The sequence below is a fragment of the Ensifer sp. GW823-FHT05D09 genome, assembly GCF_058795755.1.
In genome coordinates this window covers 539,742-565,758 of record NZ_JBXAIA010000002.1, presented here as the reverse complement: position 1 = coordinate 565,758, position 26,017 = coordinate 539,742, and the positions used below count along the sequence as shown (strand labels likewise).

The window sequence follows — 26,017 nt, the reverse complement described above, 5'->3', positions numbered from 1 at the left end:
CCTGCCGGCTTTCTGCCAGCGCCCATCACAAGACTGACCCCGACCGATCTCTTCCCAGATCGGTCGGGCCACGGAGCATATCAGGGCCAGCGCACGACCGGGGGCAGGGACGAGAGGATCGACTCGACGTTGCCGCCGGTCTTCAGCCCGAAGATGGTGCCGCGATCGTAAAGCAGGTTGAACTCGACGTAACGGCCCCGGCGCACGAGCTGTTCGTCGCGATCTTCCTCGGTCCATGGCGTGTTGAAATTGCTGCGGACGATCTTGGGATAGACGAGAGCGAAAGCCTTGCCGAGGTCGCGCGTAAAGGCGAAGTCGGCTTCCCAGCCGCCCTGCTCATCCGGGGAACGCAGCCAATCGTAGAAGATGCCACCCGTGCCTCGCGGCTCATTCCGGTGTTTCAGGAAGAAGTAGTCGTCGCACCATTGCTTGTACTTGGCGTGATCGGCGACCGCGTGGCGATTGCAGGTGATCTCCATGGCGCGATGGAACAGCTGCGTGTCCGGATCGGTCATGACGCGGCGGCGGTCGAGCACGGGCGTCAGGTCGGCGCCGCCGCCGAACCAGTTGCTGGTGGTAACGACCATGCGGGTGTTCATGTGAACGGCAGGCACGTTCGGGTTCACGGGATGCGCGATCAGTGAAATGCCCGATGCCCAGAAGCGTGGGTCTTCACTGGCGCCGGGGATCTGCTCGCGGAACTCGGGCGAGAATTCGCCAAAGACGGTCGAGGTGTGTACGCCGACCTTCTCGAAGACGCGCCCTTCCATCATCGACATGCGACCGCCGCCGCCTTCGCCGCCGTCCCGGCTCCACTCCTTGCCGACGAAGCGGCCCGGTTCACGGTCGGACAACGGCCCGCTCAGGTCATCTTCGACCGCTTCGAAGGCGGCGCAGATCGTGTCGCGCAGGCTTTCGAACCAGGCCCTGGCTGCGGCCTTCTTGTCTTCGATATCGGCAGGCAGCCCCTGGGGCAGTTGCGGTCGTTCCATGAAAATTTGTCCTGTTCGCGGCTTTGCGCGCCGGAAAGCCGCCGATTCGTTGATGTGCGCCACAGTTCATATTTCCGCCGGATTGGCAACGGCGGTTGGCGTATCGGGTTGCTGCAAGATTCCTTAAATCGGATTCGATTCAAGGCGAAAATTATGCAGCAAGTCTAAAGTGCTACAGCGTCGTTAGCGCATCATATTCGACGCGCGGCGCTGTAGTCTGCCGCATCGGATGGACGGTGTAAAACGGACTCGCAATGGATCCATACCCACACTATCTTTACCCTCAGAGGTATGGTCCATGGCGAGAATACCCGCAGCTCCGCCGCTTGATGGTTTGCGGCGTCAGATCGCCCGGCATCGCCGGGACAATCCAGCCCGAGGCGATGGCCTTTTCGTGCGTGAAACCTTTCGGCTCGATCGAAGTGCTGCCCGTGCCAAGGCACGCGAATGGTTCGATACCTGGCCGAAAGCCGCCTACTGGACCGAGGTGGAAAGCTGGCGTCAGCTTGATGGCGACCAGATCGAATTTACCATGCGCCGCCTCCCGACCGCGGATTGATGCTCCCGGCGAGCACAGCTTCGGACAGTCAAGTCTTCTAAGGCTGGCCGTCCTCTTCGGTTGCATCCATCAACCGCGGGCCGGCGCCCTCCATCGAAAGCACGTCGTGCGGATTGCGTAGCGGACATTCCCGCAGCGACAGACATCCGCAGCCGATGCAGCTTGTCAGATGGTCGCGCAGCGCCATCAGGCTCGCAATGCGCTCGTTCAGTTGCTCATGCCAGCTCTCCGACAGGCGCGCCCAATCCTGAACAGTCAAGGGACGATCGTCCGGCAGGACCGTCAACGCCGCCTGGATTTCCGCAAGCGGAATCCCCGTGCGCTGCGCGACCTTGATTACTGCCACGCGACGCAGAACACTGCGCGGATAACGACGCTGGTTGCCGCGGCTGCGGTTGCTGCTGATCAGCCCCTTGGCTTCATAAAAGTGGAGAGTGGAAACGGCGACGCCGCTGCGCTCGGCGACTTCGCCGACCGTGAGTTCACGTCGCATCTCGCTGTTTCTGACAATCGTCATGACGTCTATTGACCTCAACTAATGTTGAGGTTTTATAGCATGAGCTCCATGAAAGTCACAACAAGGAGCTGATCCCCATGACAGAGAAAATGACGCTTGCGGTGATCTACGGCAGCGCCCGGCAGGGACGCTTCTGCGATACGGTCGCCAACTGGCTGATCCGCGAGATTTCGGATTCGACCGTGTTCAATCTCACGGTCATCGACCCGGCGCGGCTGCGGGCGTCGCGCGGCGTCGGTGCTGCGGTCAATCCCGGCGAGTGGCTGGAGCGCAAGGTCGCGGAAGCGGACGCCTTTCTGGTGGTGACGCCGGAATACAACCACGGCTACCCGGCCGCGCTGAAGGAGCTGATCGATTCGGTCTACGAGCCCTGGCATGCCAAGCCCATTGCCTTCGTCTCCTATGGCGGCGCATCCGGCGGTATCCGCGCCGTCGAACAGCTGCGGCAGGTCTTCGGCGAGTTGCACGCTGTGACGCTGCGCGACGGCGTCCAGTTTGCCAAGGCCTGGTCGAAATTCGATGCGGCAGGCAACCTCTATAAACCCGAGGAGATGCGCGCGCCGCTGTTCCTGATGATGGACCGGCTTCTCTGGTGGGCGCGGACGTTGAAGCAGGCGCGCAAGTCGACGCCCTACAACGAGATTGCTGCCTGACTTTTATGGGCGCTGCCGTCGGCGGCGCCCATCAAAACCTCATCGGGAAAGCGGGGAAGAGCGATGCGAAGCTTTTCAGACCAGCTGGACTTGCCGGATGGCCTCACCGGCGATCATGGCCGCGGACATGGCGACATTCAACGACCGTTGCCCCTCGGCCATCGGGATGAGGATGCGGCCTTCCGCGCGATCATGCACATGGTCTGGCACGCCAGCGCTTTCGCGCCCGAAGAGCAGGATGTCATCGGGGCGGAACTGGAAGCGGGTGTAGGGTTCGGCGGCCTTGGTGGAGGCCAGGACGAGCCTTCGCCCGGTAGAGGCCCGCCATGCCTCGAACCGTTCCCAGTTGATGTGGCGGGTGAGGGTGACCGAGGCGATGTAGTCCATGCCCGCGCGCTTCAGATTTCTGTCGGAAAGATCGAAACCCGCAGGCTCGATGACATCGACGGCAAGCCCCAGGCAGGCGGCAAGGCGCAGGATCGTGCCGGTGTTGCCGGGAATGTCCGGCTGGTAGAGGGCAATGCGAAGGTCACTCACGTCTGGTCACTTTCCTTGCGGTGTGTCTTTTGGTGCGGAGAACTCGTGCGCGAGAATCCCCATCATGATGTCATCGTGCCATTCGCCATCGACCAGCGCCGCCTCCCGCTCGCGCCCCTCAATCGAAAAGCCGCATTTGCGGTAGCTGGCAATGGCACGCTCGTTGAAAGCAAGAACGCGCAGCGAAACCCGGTGCAGGGCGAGTGCACCGAATGCGTGGCCCAATACAAGCTTCGCAACGGCAGTGCCAATCCCTTGGCCCAGCAATTTCCGATCAAGGATGCCGATGGCGAAAGAGGCGCGCCGGTCGTGCCGATCGATATTGTCGAGCCTGACCTCGCCGATCAACCCGTCGCGGTCGATAATCCAGGCGGCCGGGTGCTCGATATTGGCCCGCAACCACGCTTCGGCGTCCGCTTGCGTGTAGGGGCGAGTCACGAAGGCGTCGCCGCCAAACATGCGGTAGATCTCCGGGTCCCGCCCGAGTGCCAACCGCGCCTCGACGTCGTTTTCCTGCGCGCGCCTCAGCAGGAAATCCTGCCCCTTCAAATCAATAGGGGGCGTCGATGATGCATTCATGGGTGTTTCCTACACATGTCGGTCGTGTTCTCGCTGATTTTGTAGTCGCTAATCTGTGCCGAACTGGCAACATCCGACGAAGCGATGAAAAAACAGACAAGAAAGTGTCTGCGACAATCTGGCATCTCCGCGCGAATGGAGGTAGACAGGACCTCTCTTCAACGCGAACCGACGGAGGCAACGATGACTGTATTGATGTTGACACGCCTTCCTGGAGTGATGGGCCACCGTTTGGCCTGACCGGTTTCGCGACCTATCTTTCAAGAGATTTATGCGCGCTTCCGGAACTCCGGAAGATAGACCCGCTTTTGCGGGACAGCATTTCCGGACTGAAATTTTCACGATAAAGAATGCGGGGAGAGACACCCGCCTTCCTTCAAAATACTCTGAAGGAGCTAGACAATGTTTGGCTGGTTTGAATCCCGCCTCAATCCTTATCCGACGGAAGAGCCCGTGCTTCCGCCGAAAGGCCTTTTTGCCTTCTGCTGGCACTATTCCAAGCCCGCGGTTCCGTGGCTGCTCATCATGTCGGTCTGCACCATGCTTATCGCCATCGGCGAAGTGGCGCTGTTCCAGTTTCTCGGAAACATGGTCGACTGGCTGTCGAGCGCCAATCGCGACACCTTCCTGGAAGCGGAGGGCCACAGGCTCATCTGGATGGGCGGCCTGGTGTTGATCGGCCTGCCGCTGCTGGTGGCAATCGATTCGCTGATCATGCACCAGGTACTGCTCGGCAATTACCCGATGATCGCCCGCTGGCAGATGCACCGCTATCTGCTGCGCCAGAGCATGACGTTCTTCGCCAACGAGTTCGCCGGACGCGTCGCGACCAAGGTCATGCAGACCTCGCTTGCTGTTCGCGAAACGGTGATGAAGATCCTCGACGTCTTCGTCTACGTCGTCAGTTACTTCGTCACGATGCTGATTGTCGTTGCCGCCGCCGACTGGCGGCTGGTGACGCCGCTTGCCGTCTGGCTGGTGATCTACATCGGTATCGTCAGCTATTTCGTGCCGCGGCTGCAGAAGATTTCCAAGGAGCAGGCCGACGCGCGCTCGATGATGACGGGCCGTATCGTCGACAGCTATACCAACATCGGTACCGTCAAGCTGTTCTCGCATGCGGGCCGCGAGGAAACCTACGCGCGCGACGGAATGGATGGCTTCCTCAGTACCGTGCATCGCCAGATGCGCAAGGTGACGCTGTTCCACGTGCTGGTCTATGCCAACAACAGCATCGCGCTGTTTGCCATCAGTGCGCTCGGCATTCACCTGTGGCTGACGAGCGCCATCTCGGTCGGAGCTATCGCGATCGCCGTCGGTCTCGCCATGCGCATCAACGGCATGTCGCAGTGGATCATGTGGGAAGTCTCGGCGCTGTTCGAGAACATCGGCACGGTCTATGACGGCATCGGCATGATGACCAAGGCGCACGACATCGTCGACGAGCCGGATGCCAAGGCGCTCAAGGCTGAAAAGGGTGGGATCACCTACGACAACGTTCGCTTCCATTACGGCAAGGCGAAGGGTGTCATCGATCACCTGTCGCTCGACATCAAGCCGGGTGAGAAGATCGGTTTGGTTGGCCGGTCCGGCGCCGGCAAGACGACGCTGATGAACCTGCTGTTGCGGTTCTATGACGTGGAATCGGGCGCAATCCGGATCGACGGCAAGGATATCGCCACCGTCACGCAGGATAGCCTGCGCGCCCAGATCGGCGTCGTCACGCAGGACACCTCGCTGCTGCATCGCTCGATTCGCGACAACATCGCCTATGGACATCCGGAAGCGGACGACGAAGCGATCACGGCGGCAGCGAAGCGAGCGAACGCCTGGGAGTTCATCCAGGCGCTTGAGGACAACCAGGGACGCAAGGGGCTCGATGCCCAGGTCGGCGAGAGGGGCGTCAAGCTCTCCGGCGGCCAGCGTCAGCGCATCGCTATTGCCCGTGTCTTCCTCAAGGACGCACCGATCCTGGTCCTCGACGAGGCGACATCAGCGCTCGATTCCGAAGTCGAGCAGGCGATCCAGGAGAACCTGTTCGCATTGATGGCCGGCAAGACGGTGATCGCGATTGCCCATCGCCTGTCGACGCTGACGGAAATGGACCGACTGGTCATCCTCGAGGCTGGCCGGATCGTTGAAACCGGTTCGCATGCAGAGCTTGTCGCCAAGGGTGGCCTCTATGCCGACCTCTGGTCGCGCCAGTCGGGCGGTTTCATCGCCGACGATGCCGAGAAGGAAGAAGCGGCGGAGTGATCCGCAGCAGTCCCGCCGCTCCAGTGGCGGCGGGACTGCCGAATTGACGTTACGCATTTGTAATGCGCCCAATGGTGGAAACGGATTGCTGTTGCCGCCGAACCGCCTATATCGGAACCATGCTCAGCGCCATCGTCAGCATCTTCGAGAACTGGATCAAGCCGTTTGCGCCGCGGGAGCGATTGCAACCGCCGAAGTCGCTGTGGGCATTTGCCTGGTTCTATGCCCGCCAGGCCAAGGGGCCGTTTCTGGCGATGGCCATCCTCGGCGGCCTTGTCGCCATGCTGGAGGCGGGGCTCTTCTACTTCGTCGGGCGGCTTGTCGATCTGCTGGACACCGTGAAGCCCGAAGCGGGCTGGAGCGGGTTGATTTCCGCCAACGGGCCCGAACTGCTGTTCATGCTGCTGACGGTGCTGGTGTTCCGCTTCGTCGCGGTGTCGCTGGCGGCGCTCGTCGAGGAGCAGTCGATCATCACCGGCTTCCTCAATCTGGTGCGCTGGCAGTCTTACACGCACGTCGCGCGGCAATCGCTTTCCTTCTTCCAGAACGACTTTTCCGGCCGGATCGTGACAAAAGTCTGGTCTGGCGCACAGGCGACCAGCGACCTGATCGTGTCGCTGCTGCAGGTCGTCTGGTTCATCGTCATCTATACCGCCTCGACCATGGCGCTGGTTGCCCAGCTCGACTGGCGGCTTGCGGCCATGGTCGCGTTCTGGATCGTCATCTTCCTGGCGCTGGCGCGCTATTTCGTTCCTCGCATCCGGAAGCATGCGCGCGATACGGCCGAAATGGCCTCGATGCTGAACGGACGCATGGTGGATGCCTATTCGAATATCCAGACATTGAAGCTGTTCGGGCGCGACGACGAGAACGACCGCTATATCCGCGCCGGCTTCGATCGCTTCCAGCGGGCAGTCATTCCGTTTACGCGGCTGCTCACGGCGGTGCGCGCCTCGCTGGCGCTTCTGTCGGGCATGATGATCGCGGCGATCGCGATCTATGCCATTCACCTTTGGCTTGGCGGTTCGATCAGTTCGGGCGCGGTCGCCTTCACGTTGGCGCTGGTGCTCAGGCTCAACATGCTGCTCGGGCGGATGATGACGCAGTTCAACTCGATCATGCGCAACATCGGCACGATCCAGAATTCGGCCGAACTCGTCTCGCAGCCGATCGGTCTGGTCGACAGGCCGGATGCCAGTGAGTTGTCGGTCAGCGAGCCGGAGATCCGCTTCGAGCATGTCAAGTTTCACTATGGCAAGGGTGCAGGCGTCATCGACGACTTCACGCTCGTCATTCGCCCAGGAGAGAAAGTTGGCATCGTCGGCCGTTCGGGCGCCGGCAAGTCGACGCTCGTCAATCTCCTTCTGCGCTTCTACGACCTCGAGGGCGGGCGCATCCTGATCGACGGCCAGGATATTTCGACGGTGAAACAGGAATCGCTGCGCGCGCAGGTCGGCATGGTCAGCCAGGACACATCGCTTCTGCATCGCTCCATCCGCGACAACATCCTCTTCGGACACCCGGATGCGACAGAAGAACAACTGATCATGGCCGCCGAAAAGGCCGAGGCGTACGAGTTTATCCGCGACCTCGAAGACCAGCGCGGCCGCAAGAGTTTTGATGCCCATGTCGGCGAACGCGGCGTCAAGCTTTCGGGCGGACAGAGGCAGCGCATCGCCATTGCGCGTGTCATGCTCAAAGATGCGCCGATCCTCGTTCTCGACGAGGCGACCTCGGCGCTCGATTCCGAAGTGGAAGCGGCGATCCAGTCCAATCTCGACCGGCTGATGCAGGGCAAGACGGTTCTGGCCATCGCGCACCGGCTCTCGACGATTGCCGCTCTCGACCGGCTCGTCGTCATGGACAAGGGTCGGATCGTCGAGGACGGAACCCACGCCGAACTGATCTCGCGTGGCGGTCTTTACGCCGATCTCTGGTCGCGACAATCCGGCGGATTTCTGGCGCGTGAAGAGGCGGCGGAGTAGGGCGGCCCAACTGCCTTTTCAAGGTGGTTCGACGGCCGTAGCGCAAACCGTCAAGTCCTTGTGCCAATTGGCCGCGCTTTTCCCCGCGACAATCTGCCCACCCACCCTTGTCAAGGCTGGACATAATTTGCGATCAAGCATAGAACGCGCCGGATTGACGGGGAATCTGCGAGCCGTGCGCGCGCAGAAATTTACGGATTCTGGCGCCTAAAGTGTGTTTGCAGCAGCAAACCGGCTAAGGTGTCAGCACTTTGATTGGGCGTGTTTCCTTGACCTAGGTCAAACCGCAAGGGCAGGGATCTCGCTGGGCGGATGCGGTTTCCGCAACATTGCGTGAGAGGATGGTTTAGCCGTGAGCGAACACGACATTTCAAGCGAGACCTCGGGCGAGCCCACTCGCCGCGATTTCCTTTACCTGGCCACCGGCATGGCGGGCGTCGTTGGCGCCGGCGCGGTCGCTTGGCCATTCATCGACCAGATGCGTCCGGATGCCTCGACGCTCGCGCTCGCCTCGATCGAGGTCGACGTGTCGAGCCTTCAGGCCGGCATGTCGCTGACGGCCAAATGGCGCGGCAAGCCGATTTTCATCCGCAACCGTACCGAGAAGGAAGTGGAAGAGGCCAAGGCGGTCGCTCTTGCCGACCTCAAGGACCCGGTTGCGCGCAACGCCAACCTTCCGACCAGCGCCGAGGCGAACGATCTCGATCGCTCCGCCGGCGAAGGCAAGGAAAACTGGATCGTAATGATCGGTTCCTGCACCCATCTCGGCTGCGTGCCGCTTGGTCAGGCCGGTGATTTCGGTGGCTGGTTCTGTCCCTGCCACGGTTCGCACTACGATACGGCTGGCCGAATCCGTAAAGGTCCGGCGCCGGAAAACCTCCCCGTGCCGACCTTCTCGTTCGTTTCCGACACAGTTATCAAGATCGGTTGAGGGGACTACTGATAATGAGTGCTGAACATTCAACCTACACGCCAACGACTGGCATTGAGAAATGGGTTGATTCCCGTCTTCCGCTGCCGCGTATGATTCACGACAGCTTCATCAGCTATCCGGTTCCCCGGAACCTGAACTACGCATACACCTTTGGCGCCATGCTTTCCGTCATGCTGGTCGTCCAGATCCTGACCGGTATCGTGCTCGCCATGCACTATGCTGCCGACACGACCGTTGCGTTCAACTCGGTCGAAAAGATCATGCGTGACGTCAACCACGGTTGGCTGCTGCGCTACATGCACGCCAACGGCGCGTCGTTCTTCTTCATCGCCGTCTACTTGCACATCGCCCGCGGCCTCTACTACGGCTCGTACAAGGCACCGCGCGAAATCCTCTGGATCCTCGGCGTGGTCATCTATCTCCTGATGATGGCTGCTGGCTTCATGGGCTACGTTCTGCCCTGGGGTCAGATGTCCTTCTGGGGTGCGACGGTTATCACCGGCTTCTTCTCGGCCTTCCCGTTGGTGGGTGAGTGGATCCAGCAGTTCCTGCTTGGCGGCTTTGCCGTCGACCAGCCGACGCTGAACCGCTTCTTCTCGCTGCATTACCTGCTGCCCTTCATGATCGCCGGCGTCGTCGTGCTTCACGTCTGGGCCCTGCACGTCACCGGCCAGACCAACCCGACCGGCGTCGAAGTGAAGTCGAAGACCGATACTGTTCCCTTCACGCCCTACGCGACGCTGAAGGATGCACTCGGCGTTTCCATCTTCCTGCTGATCTATGCATGGTTCGTCTTCTACCAGCCGAACTTCCTCGGCCATCCGGACAACTACATTCCGGCTGATGCGCTGAAGACGCCTGCTCACATCGTTCCTGAATGGTACTACCTGCCGTTCTACGCGATGCTGCGCGCCATCACCTTCAATGTCGGCCCGATCGACTCCAAGCTCGGCGGCGTTCTGGTGATGTTCGGCTCGATCATCATCCTGTTCTTCTTGCCCTGGCTCGATACGTCGAAGGTCCGTTCGGCTGTCTACCGTCCGTGGTACAAGCTGTTCTTCTGGATCTTCGTGGTCAACGCCATCATGCTCGGCTGGCTGGGTTCGCGCCCTGCAGAAGGCCTGTATGTCGTCATGTCGCAGATCGGCACGCTGTACTACTTCGGCTTCTTCCTCGTCATCATGCCGGTTCTCGGCCTGATCGAGACGCCCAAGCGCATTCCGAACTCCATCACCGAAGCGGTGCTGGAAAAGAAGAATGCGAAGGCTCAGCCGGCCACCGCACGCGCCTGATCAGAACAGCGATTGATAAGGAACTCACAACAATGAAAAAGCTTGTAACAGGTATTCTGTCACTTGCTGTCGTCGCTGGCCTCGGTCTCGGAGCTGCTGTCGCTGAAGAGGCTGCAGGTGGCGCGGAGCATGGCGGCGGCACGCCCCACTATCCGATCCACAAGCCCGAGCAGCAGGACTGGTCGTTTGCCGGCCCGTTTGGCAACTATGACAGGGGCCAGCTGCAGCGCGGCCTGAAGGTCTACACCGAAGTCTGTTCGGCCTGCCACTCGATGAACCTGGTGGCATTCCGCACGCTCTCGGGTCTCGGTTATTCCGACGCCCAGGTGAAGGCCTTCGCCGCGAACTACGAAGTTCAGGACGGCCCGAACGCAGACGGCGAAATGTTCACCCGCAAGGCCGTGCCTTCGGATCATTTCCCGTCGCCGTACCCGAACAAGGAAGCAGCTGCTGCGTCCAACAACGGTGCTGCACCGCCGGACTTCTCGCTGATTGCCAAGGCGCGCGGCATCGAGCGCGGCTTCCCGCAGTTCGTCTTCGATATGTTCGTGCCCTACCAGGAAGGCGGCCCGGACTATATCCATGCGCTGCTGACCGGCTACCATGAGCCGCCGGAAGGCGTTCAGGTCGCCGAAGGCACACACTACAACCCTTACTTCGCCAACGCTTCGGCGCTGGCGATGGCTCAGCCGATCTCCGACGATCAGGTTACCTACGACGATGGTGCTCCGCAGACGGTGGACCAGTACGCCAAGGACGTTTCGGCCTTCCTGATGTGGGCAGCCGAACCGCACCTGGAAGATCGCAAGCGCACCGGCTTCATGGTCATTGTGTTCCTGCTGATCTTCACCGGTCTCATCTACCTGACCAAGAAGTCGGTTTACGCCAACAAGGAACATTGATCTTCTGCCGGCTCGGCCGGCATGTGATCGAAATCCAGGAAAAGGCCTCGGGTTCGTCCGGGGCCTTTTCTTTTGTGCGATGTGGTTTTCGCCCGTCGCCGCGAAAGGCATCTGGGCTGCCCTGTCTGCACAGCGACGTGCCTACCGCGGCACCATCGTTAAGCGATGTTTGCTCTCGCGCCGCAATCCGCCTCGCGCTGCGGATCCATGCCACGCGGTGATGCCGTCGTTTCCACGAGCAGCGTCAGCAGCATGTCACGCCTCAACCGTCGATCTGGGCGCAAGCACGCGCAGTCAGTGGGAAGTTGAGGTCAAAGCGTTGGTGGACCGCCGTTCCGTTCACAGCTGCGCAAGAGCGAGCGTAGGGTAGCCGCATCAGGCAACCGACAGATGCAAATGACGCGCGCAACAGTGCCGCAAGGAGCGGAGACCAAGGTTGTTTCCGTCGTTCAATCAGCATCCGTGGTACGTCTGATGGTCGTTCGGAGAGCAGACCTCAAGATCTATCGCGACTGCAGACGCAATCCTATCAATGGGAATTCGCGGTAGAGGTCGCGTTCCGATCCCCGGAAGGATGCAGCGCGTTTTGGCGGCAGGCGGAGCTTGCCACCGATGGTTTGCCGTGAATTTGCCATCCATTGCGGACGCTTTGTCTGGCTCGCCCTTAATCACCACTGCCGAAGCGGCATGACAGCTTGCACAACAGAAGCTGGCACGGCGGTGCCAGTGAAGCGCAATGCCAGAGCGCCGCGCCGGTATCGGTATGAGACGTCGCTCGCAGGATCGAAGGTCCGTAACAACGACGTCGCAATCGACAAATGTTCAGCGCAAAGGGCAGAGATCCCGCACCGATCGCAATTTCGAGGCGGATCGCGGTCGCTCTCCAATGCCCGAATTCCGTCGGAGGTGCTGCAACCCAAGGGTCGGCCTACCGGTCGGGCGAAGTTCTATGGCGGTGAGGACGTGGGAAGGGCACCGGCAGTGCATGTGGTATCACGATACTCTGTGGTACCAGAGTAAGATATGGCATTCTCGCCCGGAGCGGAAACGCAATTGCCGATGCTGCTCTCGCGACAGCCAAACCAGTGCCAACGAGGCTTTGGCTCCCGCTCTGGCTGTTGATACGAAAACGGCCCCACCTTGCGATGGAGCCGTTTGATCTTTCCGATTGACGCTGCCTCAGTTGAAGCGGCCGGCTGCGTGGGCGAGCATCGTGTAGACCTTGCCCGTGTCGGACGTGAGGTAGGTCTGGGTGATGCGCTTGTCCGGATCGTTGCGCGCGACGTCAGCGAGCAGCTTTTCGAAGTCGGCGATGTAGCGATCGACGGCGGTGCGGAACTCCGGCTCGCGGTCGTATTTGCGCTTGATCTCGTCGAACGTCTGCTGGCCCTTCAGCGTATAGAGCCTACGGGTGAAGACGTCGCGCTCGCCGCGCTGGTAGCGGCGCCACAGGTCTACCGACGCATCGTGATCGATGGCGCGGGCAATATCGACCGACAGCGAGTTCAGCGATTCCACCACGTGCCGCGGATTGCGGGTGTCGCCGCTGCGGGTCGCAGGCTGGCTTTCAGCCGGGCGCTGCGGTGCGGCCGCCGGGGCCTCCTCACGGGAAGCGGCGCGCAGCAGGTCGCGCATCCAGCCGCCGCCTTCTGCGACCTCGCTGGTGACGGCCTGTGTGGCCGGCTGGGCGCGGACAGGCTGGACTGCGACGGGCTGCTGGACGGGGGCAGGCTGCTGAATGGTTGCCTGCTCGATGCCGAGGCTGCCGCGCAGCGTCGGTGCGGGTTCCTGGCGGCGCGGCTCCGCGGCCGGCTGCTCGACCGGACGGGCGACAGCAACAGGTGCAGCAGCCACGGGGGCGGCGGCAACCGGCTGCTGGCGCAGCGGCTGGGCGACTTCGAGCTGCGTCGAGGACTTGCCGATGATGTCGGACAATTCCTGCAATGCCTTGATCTGCTCGGCCACGGCGCGACGCATGACGGCGGCGTTTTCCTTGGCTTCTTCCGGCAAGTCGAAGGCGCTGCGCTTCAGTTCTTCGCGGGTCATGTCGAGTTCCTTGCGGATCTCGCCAGCCGAGCGGCGGATGTCGTCGGTCGCACCGCTGAAGCGGCCGATGGCTTCGTCGATCGCGACGCGAACGGCGTCGCGCAGCTGGGTTGCCACGCCGTCCGACTTCTTGCCGCTCTCGTTGAGCATGCGCTCGACATCGGAGACCGATGAGGCAACGCTGCCACGCAGACGGTTGGCCACTTCCTTGGAGCGTTCCTCGGCGTTTGCGAAGGCACCTTCGATCGAGGAGCCGGCATCTTCGCCAACCTTGGCAATCGCCTGACGAAGCGCTTCGGAGGCGCCAAGCGCACGGCCTTCAACCGCCGTGAGTGTCTTGTTGACGTCGGCAAACGAGGTCTCGACGCCGGAGCGCAGCGTATCGGCAATCTGGCGCGACCGTTCTTCGGCGCGCGAGAAGACGGCTTCAACAGACGCACCCGCTTCGTCGCCGGCCTGTGCCAGCGCATTGCGCATGGATACGGCGGCTTCGGCTGCACGCTGTTCGGTGCTCGACAGCAGGCGACCGACATCCGAGAAAGACTGCTGGATGCCGCTGCGCAGGTTGCCGGCAACCAGACCTGAACGCTCTTCGGCGCGCTGGAAGGCGCCATCGACGAAGCCTTCGAGGGCACGCATGGTGCGCTCGATCTCCTCCGAGCGCTGCACGAGGCCGACGGAGAGGGTGCGCAAGGCATCCTGACGTTCTTCGAGCGTGCTGACGAGGTTCGACTGGGCGGCGCCCAAGAGGTCCGAAGCCTGGCCGAGCACCTTGGAGTGATCCTCGAAGCGCCCGACGATACCGCCGATCTGCGACAGGGTGGAAGCGGAGATGTCCGAGAGCTTGTCGACCTTGCCTTCGATGAGGCGGGTGGAGGTCGACAACATGTCGGAGGCCTGGCGCGTGGTTTCGGAGAAGCGGCTGGCCGTCGCCTCGAGCCGCTGGTCCATGTCACCGAGGTTGTTGCTTGCCTGGTCGATGACGGTTGCAATCGCTGTGTTGTTGGCAGCGAGCTGGTCGATCAGGCCGAGGGCCGTCGACTGCAGACGGTTCTCGACCATCTTCATCGCCTTCGCCGTCTCTTCGGCGCGCAGCGAAATGGCATTGAGCGTCTCGCCGGTGCGTTCGGTGATGGCGTTGACCAGCGCGGCATTTTCCGCACGCAGGCGGTCGGTGCTGTCCTGCGTCACGCTGGCGATGCGCTCAGCAGCCTCTCGGCCGGTTGCAGCATACTGATCGATAACCGGACGAGCCTGCTCGTCGATGATGCGTGACAGCTCCATCGAGCGACCTGCGAGCATCGAATTGAGTTCGCGGGTACGATCGTCGAGCGTGCTGCGGATTGCTTCGCTGCGCGCTTCCAATGCCTTCTCCGCATCGGCAAGACCCTGCTGGATGTTCTGGGCGTGGCTGGCGACCTGACCATGGGTGGCGGCAAGGCGCGCAGTGGCGCTGTCGGAGGCGTCGGCGACCGACCGGGCGAGTTCGGCATGGCGTGAGGCCGTTGCCGCTGCGGTCTGCTCGATCGCGTTTGCGAAGTCGGCGTTGCGGGATGCGAGTACGTTTGCAAAGTCCTGACCAGCCTTGGAAAGAAGGCCGGCGGAACGGGCAGCTTCCGCGTCGAGTTCCTGTGCTGCCTCGCTGACGGCACCGCGAAGGGTGCTGACCAGACCCGCGGCCTTGCCCCCGATGCGGGCTGCCTCGGCGTCGAGCTCCTGGGCAACATCGCCGACGGCGCCGCGAAGGTTGCTGACGAGGTCGGCAGTCTTGCCCTCTATGCGGCCCGTTTCGGCGTCGATCGCCCGTGTGACTTCGCCGACGGCGCCGCGAAGGTTGCTAACGAGGTCGGCAGTCTTGCCCTCGATACGACCCGTTTCGGCGTCGATCTCCTGGGTGACTTCGCTGACAGCACCGCGCAGGCTGGTGACGAGGTCCGCAGTCTTGCCTTCGATGCGGCCGGCTTCGGCGTCGATCTCGTGCGTTACGTCGCTAACGGCGCCGCGCAGACTGGTGACGAGCACCGCTGCCTTGCCTTCGATGGTCCGGTTGACGTTTTCGAGGCCGATGTTGAGGGCGCGGTCCATGGTGCCCAGGCGCTCTTCGATGCGGTCCGTGCCGGCATTGATGGCGCTGGAGATACGGCTTGCGGCTTCCTCGCTGGCGCGGTCGATTTCGCCCGCGCGTTCGCCAAGGCTGTCGGCAATGCGCTGTCCAGCGCTGCCAACTATCGCGTTGACGCCGTCGACGCTTTCGCGGACGCGATCCTCCAATGAGCCGAGGCTCGTTTCAAGACGCAGGCCCGTGTCATCGACGAGTGCGTTGACGCTGCCGACGCTACCACGGATACGGCCTTCCAGAGAGCCGAGGCTTGTCTCGATCTTGGCGCCGGTATCGTCGACAATGGCGTTGACGCTTCCGACGCTATCGCGGATGCGATCCTCAAGCGTGCCGATGCTGGCCTCGATGCGGAAGCCGGTGTCGTCGACGATGGCGTTGACATTGCCGACGCTGTCGCGGATGCGGTCTTCCATCGTACCGAGACGGGATTCGATGCGGTTTCCGGTTTCGTCGACGATGGCGCCAACCTTGTCGACGCTGCCGTGCATCCGGCCTTCAAGCGAGCCGAGGCGCGCTTCGATGCGAGCTGCCGTATCGTCGACAATCGCGCTGACATTATCGACGCCGCCGCGCATGCGCTCTTCGAGCGAGCCCAAGCGGGTCTCGACACGAACACCTGCCGTATCGGCAATGATGCCGACATTTTCTGCGCTGTCGCGCATGCGTTCTTCAAGCGCGCCAAGGCTCGTCTCGATGCGCAGGCCGGTGTCGTCGAGACGGTCGTTGAGACCGTTGATCGACATATCGACCCGATTGGTCAAAGTGTCGGCAGCAAGGCTGATCTGGCCCGCTGTCTCCGCCAGCCGCTCGGCAATGTTGCCGGTGGTCGAGCGCATGCGGGCTTCCAGCGTTTCGCCACTGCGGTCGATGATGCCGGCAAGAGCGGCCTGGCGCTCTTCGAGCGACATTTCGAGCATGCTGGCGCTGGTGGCAAGGCTGGTGGCAATCGACATGGACTGGTCGGACAGCATGCCTTCCAGCTGATCTCGGCCCTGATCGACGGCGAGGTTGATCGCGTTGATCCGGTCGTCGAGCGTGGCGCGGATCTGCTCGTGGGTCGACGACAGGGTTTCGCGCAAGTGCTCGGCACGGCCTGTGAGCGTCTGTTCGATTTCCGTTGCCTTGCCAGCAAGCGAGGCGGTCGCCTCGGTCGTGCGCGCCGTCAGCGCTTCGGCGATCTGTGCGCTCGTAGCGGTCAGAGCATCCGAAATCTTGCCGACGCGACCGCTGAGGTCTTCGGCGATGCGGGCGCTGGTGTTGGTGAGGGTATCGGAAATCTCGCTGACGCGGCCGCCGAGGTTTTCGGCAATCACGGAAACGCTGTCCGACAGCTTCTGTTCGATTTCGCCGACACGATCCGTCATCGTCTCGGCAACGGCCGTGGCGCGGAACGTCAGGTTGTCGGCGACGTCTTCGGCATGGCGGCTCAAGGACTCCGCCATCTCGTTGGCGCGGGCCGTCATCGTCGAAGTGATGTGGGAAGACCGGTCGGCAAGAACGCCGTCGAGCGCCGATGTCTGGTTTGACAGGGTTTCTGCAATCGCCTGGCTGCGTTCCGACAGGACGCGCTCCAGCCGGTCGGCCGTTTCGCCGACGGCGCCTTCGATCGCGTCCGTGCCGGTCGACAGCACGGTCGAAAGGGCAAGGGTGCGTTCGGACAAGGTGTTGTCGAGACGGTGCTGGCTTGCAGCGATGGCACTGGTGATCTCGTCGGTCGACCCGGTCAGCGTCTGCTCGATGCGAGCGTGAGCCGCTTGCAAGCCGTCGACGAACTGCGCCGTGCGGGTGTCGAGGCCCTCGGTCAGACGTTGTTCGCTCGAGGTCAGGGCATTGGCAAGCGCATCGGCGCGCTGGCCGAAACCGTTCTCGATGCGATCCTGTGCCTCGGAAAGAGCACCCATCAGGCTGCTGGTCTTTTCGGAAAGCACGCTGTCGATGCGGCTGTGAGCGCCGCCGATCAGGTTGCTGAGGTCGGATGTGCGGCTGCCGATCGTTTCTTCGATGAAGTCATGCGTGGCGCCGAGCGCGGTCGCAAGCGACAACGACTGATCCGAAAGGGCCGAGCCGATCTTCTCGATGCTGCCGTCAAGAGCGCTGCCAATGGCATCCGAACCGCCGGTCACCGTTTCGTTGATGCGGTGCAGGCTTTCCATCAGCTTGGTGTCGAGCATGCTGGCCCGCTTGTCGAAGGCCGAGGCGAACTCGTGGAAGCGTTCGTCGAACGCGGTAGCCAGCTGGCCGACCGTCGTCTGCAGTTTCTCCTCGAAGAAGCCGCCGCGCAGGTCGAGATCCATGATCGCGTCGTCGGCGCTGGAGCGCAGGCTCTGGCGGAAATGTGCACCCTTTTCGTCGAGCGTGGCGTTGAGCGTTGCAAGTACGTCCTCAAGACCGCCGGCGATCGCGCTCTGGCCGACACTCAGGCTTTCGTTGAGGTCGCGCGTGCGGGCAATCAGCGTTTCATTGAGCTGGCGGGCACGCTCGTTCAGGGCTGCATTCAGCTTTTCTGTGTTGGCGTCGAGCGAGGAGGCGCGGGTCTCGAACTGGCCGAGCAGCTGCTCGCCGCGCTTGGTCAACGTATCGCTCAGCTGATCGAGGCGGGTGTCGAATTCGCTGCTGAGCCCGAGGCCGGCAGCGGTCAGGCCTGATAGCAGCGAGTCCGTGCGGTTCGTCAACATGGTGCCGATGTTCTGCAGGGCAGCATCGGACTTTTCACTGAGAGCCGCGGCGCGCGTATCGATCAGCGAGGCGAAGGCTTCGCCAGAGATCGCGATGCGCGAGGCAATGTCTTCGCCCGCCTGGTCGAGATCGTCCTTCAGCTTGCCGTGTGCACCGGCAATGGTGGAGCGGATACGCTCGGAGTGACCGATGATGGCTTCGCGCTCGAGGCCCAGCTCCTGAACCAGCGTGCGTACGCGCAGTTCGTTTTCGCTGTAGCTGCGCTCGAGTGCGTTGACCTCGGAGTGAACCAGGGTTTCAAGCTCGGTAGCGCGGGCAATCGTGCGCTCGATGCCTTCGTTCATCGCGGAGACTTCGCGGCGAACGGCCTGACCGACGGTCATGACCCGGTCGGCGGCTGCAGTTTCCGGCTCGGCCAGGCGCAGTGCCACTTCGGCCATGGAACGCGCGGCGTTACGCAGTTCCTGCGCGCGGGCGATCATGATGGCGAAGGAGAAGAAGAGCATGATGGGCAGCAGGATGCCGATGGCAACACCGACTGCACCCGGGGTGGCGGCGAGATCGCTCAGCGTGCGGATCTGCCAGATCTGCGGACCATAGAGCAGGTTTGCGACACCAAGGCCGGCGACGGCCCAGACGATGGAGACGAGGGCTGCGACCCGGATGGCGGCACGGTTCGAGCGTACGTCGAGGGCGCGCAACATGGCTGCCGGCGACCGGCGACCATCGTCGTTTGCCGGGGAAAGGGGAGGCGACTTAGGCGCAGGTTCTGGAGCGAGCCCGCGTGCGGCGTCATTGGCTCGCGCGGCGCGGGGTGGTTCCTGCTGAGGCTTGGCATTTCGACTGTGATCGGGCTGGGCAGCCTGATGGGTGGAGTCAGACACATTTTCCTCCGGATCATCCAAGGAAGTCTTGTCGTTAGGGCTCGACTTAAGCTCGTCAAAATCGATCTTAAGGGCCGCTTCCAGAGCCTGGAAGGCCTTTTCGTCAATCGACTCGTTGCTCTTCTTCGTCGCCATAGGGATACGCCTCATTACCTTTTGCCTCCGCCGAAGCGTGCCCATCCAAACCGCGACTGCGGCCGGGCACCCTCTTCACCGGGGCGGTGACGGCAAGATACGCGCATCACATCTACGCAATACCCTACTCAACACCCACATCATTTCCTCGATGGATAGTCGGAATTGTGCCCCGAGGGCACCACCCGCAACGCTTATCCACCGGAACGGTTGCCATTTTCGTACGCAGGCCCGTTCCTAACCGTATCGTAGTGACACATTAGCCGGGTTCTTACAATTAAGAGCACTCCGGCTTCATTAAAATCCTAATGAATTCTTAATGTGATAGAGGGGGTTAGGGCGGAAAAGACAAGGAAAACAGCAGGTTTAACGGTCATTAACCATTTTCCCAGATTCCTGCCTATATTGCGCCCCGTTTTAAGCCGATAGCAGCGCCCGCCCGTGGAGGATGATAGCTGCAGAAACTGCAGCGATCGTCCTGTGACGACGCCTGGTGAACAGGCGCGGTCTGGCATGGCGCCCGTGCCACCCTTTCCAGTCAATGCGCAAACTATGCGCGACGGCAAGGCGGCAGCGGACATGGACAACACTATACAAACAATAGGGAAATTGGCTGATGGCGGCCCTCAGAATTGCCTTTGAAGCTCCCGATACTCCGGGTAGCTCTTCTTCCTCCGGCAGGAAGCCCATCGACTTTGCCCATCTGACCGCGCAGACGATGGGCGACAAGGCGCTTGAAATAGAAGTGCTGCAATTGTTCGCGCGTCAGGCGCGCAAGGTGATGAAGGAAATCACCGAAGGCGAGGGGAATGGACGCGCGCAGGCCGCCCATCAACTGAAAGGGGCAGCCCTTGCCGTCGGCGCCGTCGATGTCGCGGCCGCCGCGGGCGCAATCGAGCAGCGTCCGACCGATCCAACTCTGCCCGACGTGCTTGCAACGAGCGTGCTTGAGGCCGAGCTGTTCATCCTCAAACTCTGCCGCTGATCGCAACCGGCTGGAAAGGCGCATCGCGCACGCTGAAACGCCGCGTCCGCGATGCGCTCACTGGCTGTTGTTGACTGAATGGCCGAATTGTTGGAAGAACCTTCCCTGAATTTGCGCCCGCCGCACCGCGCGGCTTTGCGCGATCGGCCAGTCCCATCAGCTTATTCCGGAAAGTGACATGACAAAACTTACGATCGTTGCCTTTGATGGCACGCGCCACGAACTCGATGTCGAGAACGGCTCGACCGTCATGGAGAACGCCGTTCGCAACTCGGTTCCCGGTGTTGAGGCCGAGTGCGGCGGGGCCTGCGCCTGCGCAACCTGTCATGTCTATGTCGACGATGCCTGGACGGCGGTCGTCGGCGCGCCGGAAGCGATGGAAGAGGACATGCTGGACTTTGCCTACGACGTGCGTCCGACCTCGCGGCTTTCCTGTCAGATCAAGGTCAGCGATGCGCTTGATGGGCTCGTCGTGCACGTGCCCGAACGCCAGGCCTGATCGCCGGCCGTCGGCGCCGCAGCTGCTGCTTTTCGATCCACCGATGCCGTATTTGCCAAAAAAGCGCCTCGCTGGTCGTGTGACGAGCGAGGCTAGGAGGGCGTATCGCACGCAGATGAGGGAGGGAACATCTGCTGCATCAAGACACGCCAGGAGAACCTGTACCGCTGCGGCATCGGCTTTTGCTCTTCAACAAACAAACCGACGCTGGCGAACTCAAGTAACGACAATATTTATACGTCCTGCGAGATCATCATGGCCCGCCAAATCGCTTCCGACAACGGAGGGTTGGATTTCATCTCGCCCTCACGTTTCATGTTTTGAATATAAGCGAGTCGTTCCGCTCCAGCTATCGCTAGATTTCACCAATAAAATACTGTGGGTGCGCCCGCGCTAAACAGGTAGCGGTCAAGTATATTCCCGCTATGCTTATGCCGGTCACGAGGACGGAACGCCGCCCTGTCTATTCCTGTGTTTTCTGCAGTGTTTGCAGCCGGTACTGCAGCAGCCGGATGATACGCTTGTCGAAATTGGCCGCCTCCGTCCGGTCGAACCGGGCCTGGTCCTTGTCGTGGGCGGCGATGGCCTCTGCGCTGGCGCGCGTCACGCTTTCCTGCGTTTTTTCGCAGTCCGCTTGCGGCTTAAGCGCCAGGAACGTCTTCTCCATCTTGCGGGCATGGTTGCGCGCGATCTCGGCGTGGCGTTCCTCGTGGCGCTTGATGTCGCTCGACAGCGTATCCCAAACCAAGGCGAGGTCGCGGCTTGCCTGTTTGCGATACTTCCAACGCGGCAGAATGATGCGCGTGTTGAGCGTCACGACCGCCGCGCCGACAGCGCAGCGTCCCCCACGGTTGACGTAGGTGATGGTTCCGCCAAACTTGATGCGCGTTGCGCCCGGATGGCGTGCGCCAGTCGCCTTCATCATCGGCCCGGCCTTGGACAGAGCCTTGTCGAGATCCGCCGCCGTGCGGCCGCCGATCGAGAAATAGGAGAAGCTCTTGCTCATCACCGTTTCGCCGGACGCGGAGCCCAAGGGCATGGCAACCAGAAGGGCAAGAAGGGCGGCTTTGAGCGGGACGCGTACTCGAGACATCAATGCGTAGTTCTCTTTAGTTGAACTTCAATCAAGCTTGGGGCATAGCCAGCGCGGGTGCAACAGCAAATCGAAACGGTTGGCTGCTGCGCATCGTGAGGGGAAATGACTTACAATCCATTTCAAAATTTTCACTGGTCACTGGCGCATGGACGTAGCCTCGAACTGGGGCCGCGTGGCGTTTTGATGGCGATCATCAATGTTACCCCGGATTCTTTCTCCGACGGCGGTCGTTTCAGCGACACGGAAGCTGCGGTCGCGCAGGGTAAGCGCTGTCTCAGCGATGGCGCCTTGATCCTTGATGTCGGCGGTGAATCGACCAGACCGGATGCCGCACCGGTGAGTGCCGACGAAGAGCAGAGCCGCATCCTCCCGGTCATTGCAGCGCTTGCGCGCGAGACCGATGCCCTCATATCGGTGGATACCTACAGGGCGGAAACCGCACGCCTTGCCGTGAAGGCCGGCGCTCATATCGTCAACGACGTGCACGGGCTTCAGCGCGAACCCGATATCGCACACGTCGCGGCGCAGACCGGAGCAGGGCTTTGCATCATGCACACCGGCCGTGACCGCGAAAAGCTTGCCGATGTGGTCGAGGACCAGTTTCACTTTCTTGCACGCTCGCTGCAAATCGCGACGCAAGCCGGTATCGAACGCGAACGGATCGTGCTCGATCCGGGTTTCGGCTTTGCCAAGGATACGGAAGAGAACCTGGAACTGATGGCGCGGTTTGCCGAGTTGCACCGGTTCGAACTGCCGTTTCTGGTCGGCACGTCGCGCAAGCGTTTCCTCGGCGCGGTCACCGGACGAGAGCCGGCTGACCGTGACGCCGCCACCGCCGCAACGACGGCGCTCTTGCGGCTGGCGGGCGGCGCCATTTTCCGCGTACACGATGTCGCAAACAGCAGGGATGCGCTGATGATGGCGGATGCTATGCTGGCTGCAAAGAAGAGCTGACGGGACGAAAAACCATGAGCGCCACCTATACGATCACCCTGAAAAACTGTGCCTTCTTCGCGCGCCATGGCGTTCTCGACGAGGAAGAGTTCCTCGGGCAGCGGTTCTTCGTCGATGCGGAACTGGAAGTGGAGCAGGGCACGGCGCTGGTCGACGATTCGATCGACGACACCGTGCATTACGGGATCGCCTTTACCGAGATCGAGCGCATCGTCACCGGGCGTCGGCGCTACCTGATCGAGGCACTGGCGCTTGAGGTCGCCAAGACGCTCTGCGTGCGCTTCCCGCAGATCCGGCGGGCGAAGGTCTCGGTTCGCAAGCCGAATGCGCCTGTGCCCGGCGTGCTCGACTATGTCGAGGTGACTGTCGAGCATGTCGCCTGACATGAGCGGATCGATCGCGACACTGGGGCTCGGCGGCAATCTGGGCGAGCCGCGAAGGGCGATGGCCGATGCCCTGCAGATGCTTGACGCAAGGCCGGATTGCACGGTTCGTGCCGTTTCACGGCTGTTTCGCACACCACCCTGGGGCAAGATCGATCAGGCCTGGTTCTTCAACGCCTGTGCCGAAGTCGAGACGACGCTCGGGCCGGAAGCATTGCTCGAAGCCTGCCTTGATATCGAGCGTCAGATGAAGCGGGTACGCGACGAGCGCTGGGGCCCGCGAACAATCGACATCGATGTCCTGACCTTCGGCAACATGTCCCTGTCCGAGAGCAGGCTGGAACTGCCGCATCCGCGCATGACCGCGCGCGGCTTCGTGCTGATGCCCCTTGCGGACTTCGCTTCCGGCATGAGCGTGAACGGACGGCGGGTCAAAGAGTGGCTGGCGGATGCCGACGTCACTGGCATCGAGGTGGCGGACGAAGACAGGCATTGGTGGCGGGCACAGGCCTGAGATCGAGCGGCATAAACGACAAAGGCCCCGGCGTTCGGCCAGGGCTTTTGTCGTTGATCTGAATTGCCGTCTACTTGATCGAGCCAACGGCGATGTTGTCGACCTGGCGATTGAGGCTGACGCCGATTACCGGCACCATCGTGTTCTCGACCTTGACCGAGATCGTGATGTTCATCGTCTTGTCGTTCTGAAGCCGGGCGATCATCGCGCCGTTCAGCTTCTTGCGGTTGATGCCGACAACGACCTTGTCCTTGGCGACGTTGCCGGACACGATATCGAGACCCTTGCCGTCGGCGCCATCGAGGAATTTCCCGGTGTAGCTGTTGCCCTTCTGGGTGATCAGCGCCGACATCGGCTGCTTGAACACGCCGACACGGCAGAAGCCATCGAGCTTGATGCCGGCGTCATTGCCGGCGGCCGGTTCACCAGCGAGGTCGCAGGTGAACTTGGTGCCCTTGTATTTGCCGGCGACGATCTCGCCGGGGCCTGTCCATTGGCCGGAGACTCTCTCGAAGAAAGCCTTGTCCTTGCCGCCGGATAGGGCCGGCGTCGCAACGCCGACGGTTGCTGCAAGCGCGAAAGCGGCAGCGCCGCGAGCGATCAAAGAAGGGCGCGAGAACATAAACGATCCTTGATGGGTCAACGTCCGAAACTAGAAGCCACATTTGCGCGCAAATGGTTAATGGACGGTTTCTTTCGGGCGGATATCAAGGCTTCTTTGTGTCGGTCAGGCCTCTTCGGGCGTCACAGATCGCATGGCCGCAAGGCGTGCACCGCGTTCTCACCGTCATGTGCATAGACGCGCGCAAACGTGTTTATGAAACTCTGTCGCATCGGCGTACGTATCGACTTGAAACGCGGAGGTTTCATGATGGCGGCGACGGACAACGGCACCTCGGAAGCGGATGTCCCGATAGCACTGATCATCCGCCGTCACGGACTTGTCACCCGGCTGACCCATTGGCTCTGGGCACTCGCCCTGTTCTTTTTGCTCCTGAGCGGCCTGCAGATTTTCAACGCCCATCCCTCGCTTTATCTCGGGCAACAATCGGGTTTTGACTTCGACAACAGTGTGCTGTCCATCAGCGCCATGCGCACGGAAGATGGCGATGTCAGGGGCGTGACGACGCTGCTCGGTCAGGGTTTCGACACGACTGGCGTTCTCGGTGTCAGCGGCCCCCTCGATCGGCGCGCATACAGAGCCTTCCCGGCATGGCTGACAGTTCCCTCCTACCAGGACCTGGCGACGGGGCGGGTGGTACACTTCTTCTTCGCGTGGCTTTTTGCGGCAGTCTTTGTCGTCTGGATGGGGGCGAGCATGGTCAACGGGCACCTGCGCCGCGACATCCTGCCATCCGGCGCAGATCTGCGCGGTTTGCCGCGAAGCGTCATCAATCACCTGCAATTCCGATTCGATCACGGCCGCAGTTACAACGGCTTGCAGAAGCTTTCGTATGCAGCTGTTTTGCTGGTCTTCTTTCCGTTGATGATCCTCACCGGACTGACGATGTCGCCGGGCATGGATGCAGCTTGGCCGTGGCTGCCCGACATCTTTGCCGGCCGGCAGACGGCGCGCACGATCCACTTCGTCGTCATGCTGTTGCTCGTTCTTTTCTTTGCGGTCCACATTTTCATGGTTTTTGCCGCTGGACCGATCAACGAACTGCGCTCGATGATAACAGGGCGCTACCGCATCGATGCCGAATCGCAGCGCGAGGAGTTAGGACGATGAGCCGGCTTCTGATCAATCGCAGGCGCTTTCTGACTGCCGCCGGCGTCGCCGCCTCGACGTTGCCACTTGTCGGCTGTGATGCATTCGATGGCATTCTGCAAAACAGAGGCATTGTCCGCGATGTCCTAGCGTCGGCGAACGACCTGACTTATCGCGTGCAGAGGCTCTTGATGGACGCCGACCGGCTGGCACCTGAGTTCGGCGAAAGCGAAATCAGACAGGGGCAACGGCCGAACGGCTCGACCGATCCGACCGACCCACAGTACATTGCCCTCCAACAGCAGGACTTCTCCGAATACCGTCTCGCTATTGCCGGGCTTGTCGAAGTGCCGCTCAGCCTGACCTTGACCGAATTGCGCAACATGCCGTCGCGCACCCAGATCACCCGTCATGACTGCGTCGAGGGCTGGAGCTGTGTTGCCAAGTGGACCGGCGTTCCGCTTTCCAAGGTCCTCGATGAGGCCAGGGTCAAGCCGGATGCGCGCTATGTCGTCTTCCATTGTTTCGATCGCATGAACCTTGGGCTTTCCGGCTCGGTGGCCTACTACGAATCGATCGATCTCATCGATGCGCGCCATCCGCAGACGATCCTTGCCTACGGATTGAACGGAAAGCCGATACCTGTCGCCAACGGCGCGCCGCTCCGCGTGCGTGTCGAGCGGCAACTCGGTTACAAGATGGCGAAATATCTCAGCGCCATCGAGGTCGTTTCGGAGCTCTCGACATTCGGTCGTGGCAACGGCGGCTTCTGGGAAGATCTCGGTTACGACTGGTATGCGGGCATCTAG

Annotated in this window: 21 protein-coding genes; 14 read left to right on the top strand and 7 right to left on the bottom strand. The window is 61.6% G+C overall.

The features are described 5' to 3' along the window. Positions 1–80: 80 nt before the first annotated feature. Complete coding sequence (gene hemF / locus AC1Q80_RS08470) at positions 81–992, bottom strand: oxygen-dependent coproporphyrinogen oxidase (RefSeq protein WP_173420102.1); 912 nt, start codon at positions 990–992, stop codon at positions 81–83. Between the two features lie 298 nt (positions 993–1,290). Between hemF and AC1Q80_RS08465 the strand changes: the two genes are divergently transcribed. Beyond that, positions 1,291–1,551 (top strand): hypothetical protein, encoded by a 261-nt coding sequence (locus tag AC1Q80_RS08465; RefSeq protein WP_173420101.1) that lies wholly within the window; start codon positions 1,291–1,293, stop codon positions 1,549–1,551. Between the two features lie 37 nt (positions 1,552–1,588). Here AC1Q80_RS08465 and soxR read toward each other — a convergent pair whose 3' ends face one another. Beyond that, positions 1,589–2,068 (bottom strand): redox-sensitive transcriptional activator SoxR, encoded by a 480-nt coding sequence (gene soxR, locus AC1Q80_RS08460; RefSeq protein ID WP_209791928.1) that lies wholly within the window; start codon positions 2,066–2,068, stop codon positions 1,589–1,591. Between the two features lie 77 nt (positions 2,069–2,145). Here soxR and AC1Q80_RS08455 point away from each other — a divergent pair, with 77 nt between their 5' ends. Next, entirely contained in the window at positions 2,146–2,721 is a 576-nt protein-coding gene (locus tag AC1Q80_RS08455; RefSeq protein WP_173420099.1) for an NADPH-dependent FMN reductase, read from the top strand. 75 nt (positions 2,722–2,796) lie between these two features. Here AC1Q80_RS08455 and AC1Q80_RS08450 read toward each other — a convergent pair whose 3' ends face one another. Together AC1Q80_RS08450 and AC1Q80_RS08445 are read right to left on the bottom strand one after the other, a co-directional pair. Beyond that, positions 2,797–3,258: a TrmH family RNA methyltransferase gene (locus AC1Q80_RS08450; RefSeq protein WP_173420098.1), complete on the bottom strand. Its 462-nt coding sequence runs from the start codon at positions 3,256–3,258 to the stop codon at positions 2,797–2,799. A 6-nt stretch (positions 3,259–3,264) separates the two neighbouring features. Next, positions 3,265–3,837 carry a GNAT family N-acetyltransferase gene (locus AC1Q80_RS08445; protein ID WP_209791924.1) on the bottom strand — a complete coding sequence of 191 codons (573 nt, stop codon included), beginning with the start codon at positions 3,835–3,837 and terminating at the stop codon, positions 3,265–3,267. Between the two features lie 402 nt (positions 3,838–4,239). Between AC1Q80_RS08445 and AC1Q80_RS08440 the strand changes: the two genes are divergently transcribed. The 5 genes from AC1Q80_RS08440 (at position 4,240) to AC1Q80_RS08420 (ending at position 11,206) form a co-directional block, all read left to right on the top strand. Next, the gene (locus tag AC1Q80_RS08440) at positions 4,240–6,093 is read left to right on the top strand and encodes an ABC transporter ATP-binding protein (protein WP_173420096.1); all 1,854 of its coding nucleotides are present in this window, start codon (positions 4,240–4,242) and stop codon (positions 6,091–6,093) included. Between the two features lie 119 nt (positions 6,094–6,212). Next, positions 6,213–8,078 carry an ABC transporter ATP-binding protein gene (locus tag AC1Q80_RS08435; RefSeq protein WP_492360135.1) on the top strand — a complete coding sequence of 622 codons (1,866 nt, stop codon included), beginning with the start codon at positions 6,213–6,215 and terminating at the stop codon, positions 8,076–8,078. 352 nt (positions 8,079–8,430) lie between these two features. Continuing rightward, the gene (gene petA, locus AC1Q80_RS08430; RefSeq protein ID WP_173420094.1) at positions 8,431–9,009 is read left to right on the top strand and encodes a ubiquinol-cytochrome c reductase iron-sulfur subunit; all 579 of its coding nucleotides are present in this window, start codon (positions 8,431–8,433) and stop codon (positions 9,007–9,009) included. Between the two features lie 14 nt (positions 9,010–9,023). Then, complete coding sequence (locus AC1Q80_RS08425; RefSeq protein ID WP_077503654.1) at positions 9,024–10,304, top strand: cytochrome b; 1,281 nt, start codon at positions 9,024–9,026, stop codon at positions 10,302–10,304. Positions 10,305–10,336: 32 nt separating this feature from the next. Continuing rightward, a complete protein-coding gene (locus tag AC1Q80_RS08420) occupies positions 10,337–11,206 on the top strand; it encodes a cytochrome c1 (protein WP_173420093.1) in 870 nt (289 codons plus the stop codon). 1,179 nt (positions 11,207–12,385) lie between these two features. Here the strand turns inward: AC1Q80_RS08420 and AC1Q80_RS08415 are convergent. Next, entirely contained in the window at positions 12,386–19,066 is a 6,681-nt protein-coding gene (locus AC1Q80_RS08415) for an apolipoprotein A-IV repeat region-like domain-containing protein (RefSeq protein ID WP_492360367.1), read from the bottom strand. A gap of 616 nt (positions 19,067–19,682) precedes the next feature. On the opposite strand from AC1Q80_RS08415, the gene AC1Q80_RS08410 reads away from it, so the two are divergent. Next, positions 19,683–20,051 carry an Hpt domain-containing protein gene (locus tag AC1Q80_RS08410; protein ID WP_173420091.1) on the top strand — a complete coding sequence of 123 codons (369 nt, stop codon included), beginning with the start codon at positions 19,683–19,685 and terminating at the stop codon, positions 20,049–20,051. Positions 20,052–20,229: 178 nt separating this feature from the next. Beyond that, a complete protein-coding gene (locus AC1Q80_RS08405; protein WP_025427192.1) occupies positions 20,230–20,550 on the top strand; it encodes a 2Fe-2S iron-sulfur cluster-binding protein in 321 nt (106 codons plus the stop codon). Between the two features lie 463 nt (positions 20,551–21,013). On the opposite strand, the gene AC1Q80_RS08400 is transcribed toward AC1Q80_RS08405, so the two are convergent. Next, entirely contained in the window at positions 21,014–21,643 is a 630-nt protein-coding gene (locus AC1Q80_RS08400) for a DUF922 domain-containing Zn-dependent protease (protein WP_492360134.1), read from the bottom strand. A gap of 105 nt (positions 21,644–21,748) precedes the next feature. On the opposite strand from AC1Q80_RS08400, the gene folP reads away from it, so the two are divergent. The 3 genes from folP to folK are packed head-to-tail and all read left to right on the top strand — an operon-like array spanning position 21,749 to position 23,497. Beyond that, positions 21,749–22,600 carry a dihydropteroate synthase gene (folP, locus tag AC1Q80_RS08395; RefSeq protein ID WP_492360133.1) on the top strand — a complete coding sequence of 284 codons (852 nt, stop codon included), beginning with the start codon at positions 21,749–21,751 and terminating at the stop codon, positions 22,598–22,600. Between the two features lie 14 nt (positions 22,601–22,614). After that, complete coding sequence (gene folB, locus AC1Q80_RS08390) at positions 22,615–22,983, top strand: dihydroneopterin aldolase (RefSeq protein WP_053247535.1); 369 nt, start codon at positions 22,615–22,617, stop codon at positions 22,981–22,983. Continuing rightward, complete coding sequence (gene folK / locus AC1Q80_RS08385) at positions 22,973–23,497, top strand: 2-amino-4-hydroxy-6-hydroxymethyldihydropteridine diphosphokinase (protein WP_209791913.1); 525 nt, start codon at positions 22,973–22,975, stop codon at positions 23,495–23,497. The genes folB and folK overlap by 11 nt, the downstream gene beginning before the upstream one ends. A 70-nt stretch (positions 23,498–23,567) precedes the next feature. Here the strand turns inward: folK and AC1Q80_RS08380 are convergent, their stop codons facing one another. Next, on the bottom strand, positions 23,568–24,119 hold the full coding sequence (locus tag AC1Q80_RS08380; RefSeq protein WP_173420087.1) for a hypothetical protein: 552 nt from the start codon (positions 24,117–24,119) through the stop codon (positions 23,568–23,570). A 246-nt stretch (positions 24,120–24,365) separates the two neighbouring features. Here AC1Q80_RS08380 and AC1Q80_RS08375 point away from each other — a divergent pair, with 246 nt between their 5' ends. After that, positions 24,366–25,229 carry a cytochrome b/b6 domain-containing protein gene (locus tag AC1Q80_RS08375; protein WP_492360132.1) on the top strand — a complete coding sequence of 288 codons (864 nt, stop codon included), beginning with the start codon at positions 24,366–24,368 and terminating at the stop codon, positions 25,227–25,229. Further along, complete coding sequence (locus AC1Q80_RS08370) at positions 25,226–26,017, top strand: molybdopterin-binding protein (protein ID WP_492360131.1); 792 nt, start codon at positions 25,226–25,228, stop codon at positions 26,015–26,017. Before AC1Q80_RS08375 ends, AC1Q80_RS08370 begins: the two co-directional genes overlap by 4 nt.

What these genes read in the sequence shown, in the direction of transcription:
- hemF (WP_173420102.1), bottom strand. Translation starts at nt 992, where the DNA reads ATGGAACGACCGCAACTGCCCCAGGGGCTGCCTGCCGATATCGAAGAC.
- AC1Q80_RS08465 (WP_173420101.1), top strand. Translation starts at nt 1,291, where the DNA reads ATGGCGAGAATACCCGCAGCTCCGCCGCTTGATGGTTTGCGGCGTCAG.
- soxR (WP_209791928.1), bottom strand. Translation starts at nt 2,068, where the DNA reads ATGACGATTGTCAGAAACAGCGAGATGCGACGTGAACTCACGGTCGGC.
- AC1Q80_RS08455 (WP_173420099.1), top strand. Translation starts at nt 2,146, where the DNA reads ATGACAGAGAAAATGACGCTTGCGGTGATCTACGGCAGCGCCCGGCAG.
- AC1Q80_RS08445 (WP_209791924.1), bottom strand. Translation starts at nt 3,837, where the DNA reads ATGAATGCATCATCGACGCCCCCTATTGATTTGAAGGGGCAGGATTTC.
- AC1Q80_RS08440 (WP_173420096.1), top strand. Translation starts at nt 4,240, where the DNA reads ATGTTTGGCTGGTTTGAATCCCGCCTCAATCCTTATCCGACGGAAGAG.
- AC1Q80_RS08435 (WP_492360135.1), top strand. Translation starts at nt 6,213, where the DNA reads ATGCTCAGCGCCATCGTCAGCATCTTCGAGAACTGGATCAAGCCGTTT.
- AC1Q80_RS08425 (WP_077503654.1), top strand. Translation starts at nt 9,024, where the DNA reads ATGAGTGCTGAACATTCAACCTACACGCCAACGACTGGCATTGAGAAA.
- AC1Q80_RS08420 (WP_173420093.1), top strand. Translation starts at nt 10,337, where the DNA reads ATGAAAAAGCTTGTAACAGGTATTCTGTCACTTGCTGTCGTCGCTGGC.
- AC1Q80_RS08415 (WP_492360367.1), bottom strand. Translation starts at nt 19,066, where the DNA reads ATGGCGACGAAGAAGAGCAACGAGTCGATTGACGAAAAGGCCTTCCAG.
- AC1Q80_RS08410 (WP_173420091.1), top strand. Translation starts at nt 19,683, where the DNA reads ATGGCGGCCCTCAGAATTGCCTTTGAAGCTCCCGATACTCCGGGTAGC.
- AC1Q80_RS08405 (WP_025427192.1), top strand. Translation starts at nt 20,230, where the DNA reads ATGACAAAACTTACGATCGTTGCCTTTGATGGCACGCGCCACGAACTC.
- AC1Q80_RS08400 (WP_492360134.1), bottom strand. Translation starts at nt 21,643, where the DNA reads ATGTCTCGAGTACGCGTCCCGCTCAAAGCCGCCCTTCTTGCCCTTCTG.
- folP (WP_492360133.1), top strand. Translation starts at nt 21,749, where the DNA reads ATGACTTACAATCCATTTCAAAATTTTCACTGGTCACTGGCGCATGGA.
- folB (WP_053247535.1), top strand. Translation starts at nt 22,615, where the DNA reads ATGAGCGCCACCTATACGATCACCCTGAAAAACTGTGCCTTCTTCGCG.
- folK (WP_209791913.1), top strand. Translation starts at nt 22,973, where the DNA reads ATGTCGCCTGACATGAGCGGATCGATCGCGACACTGGGGCTCGGCGGC.
- AC1Q80_RS08380 (WP_173420087.1), bottom strand. Translation starts at nt 24,119, where the DNA reads ATGTTCTCGCGCCCTTCTTTGATCGCTCGCGGCGCTGCCGCTTTCGCG.
- AC1Q80_RS08375 (WP_492360132.1), top strand. Translation starts at nt 24,366, where the DNA reads ATGATGGCGGCGACGGACAACGGCACCTCGGAAGCGGATGTCCCGATA.
- AC1Q80_RS08370 (WP_492360131.1), top strand. Translation starts at nt 25,226, where the DNA reads ATGAGCCGGCTTCTGATCAATCGCAGGCGCTTTCTGACTGCCGCCGGC.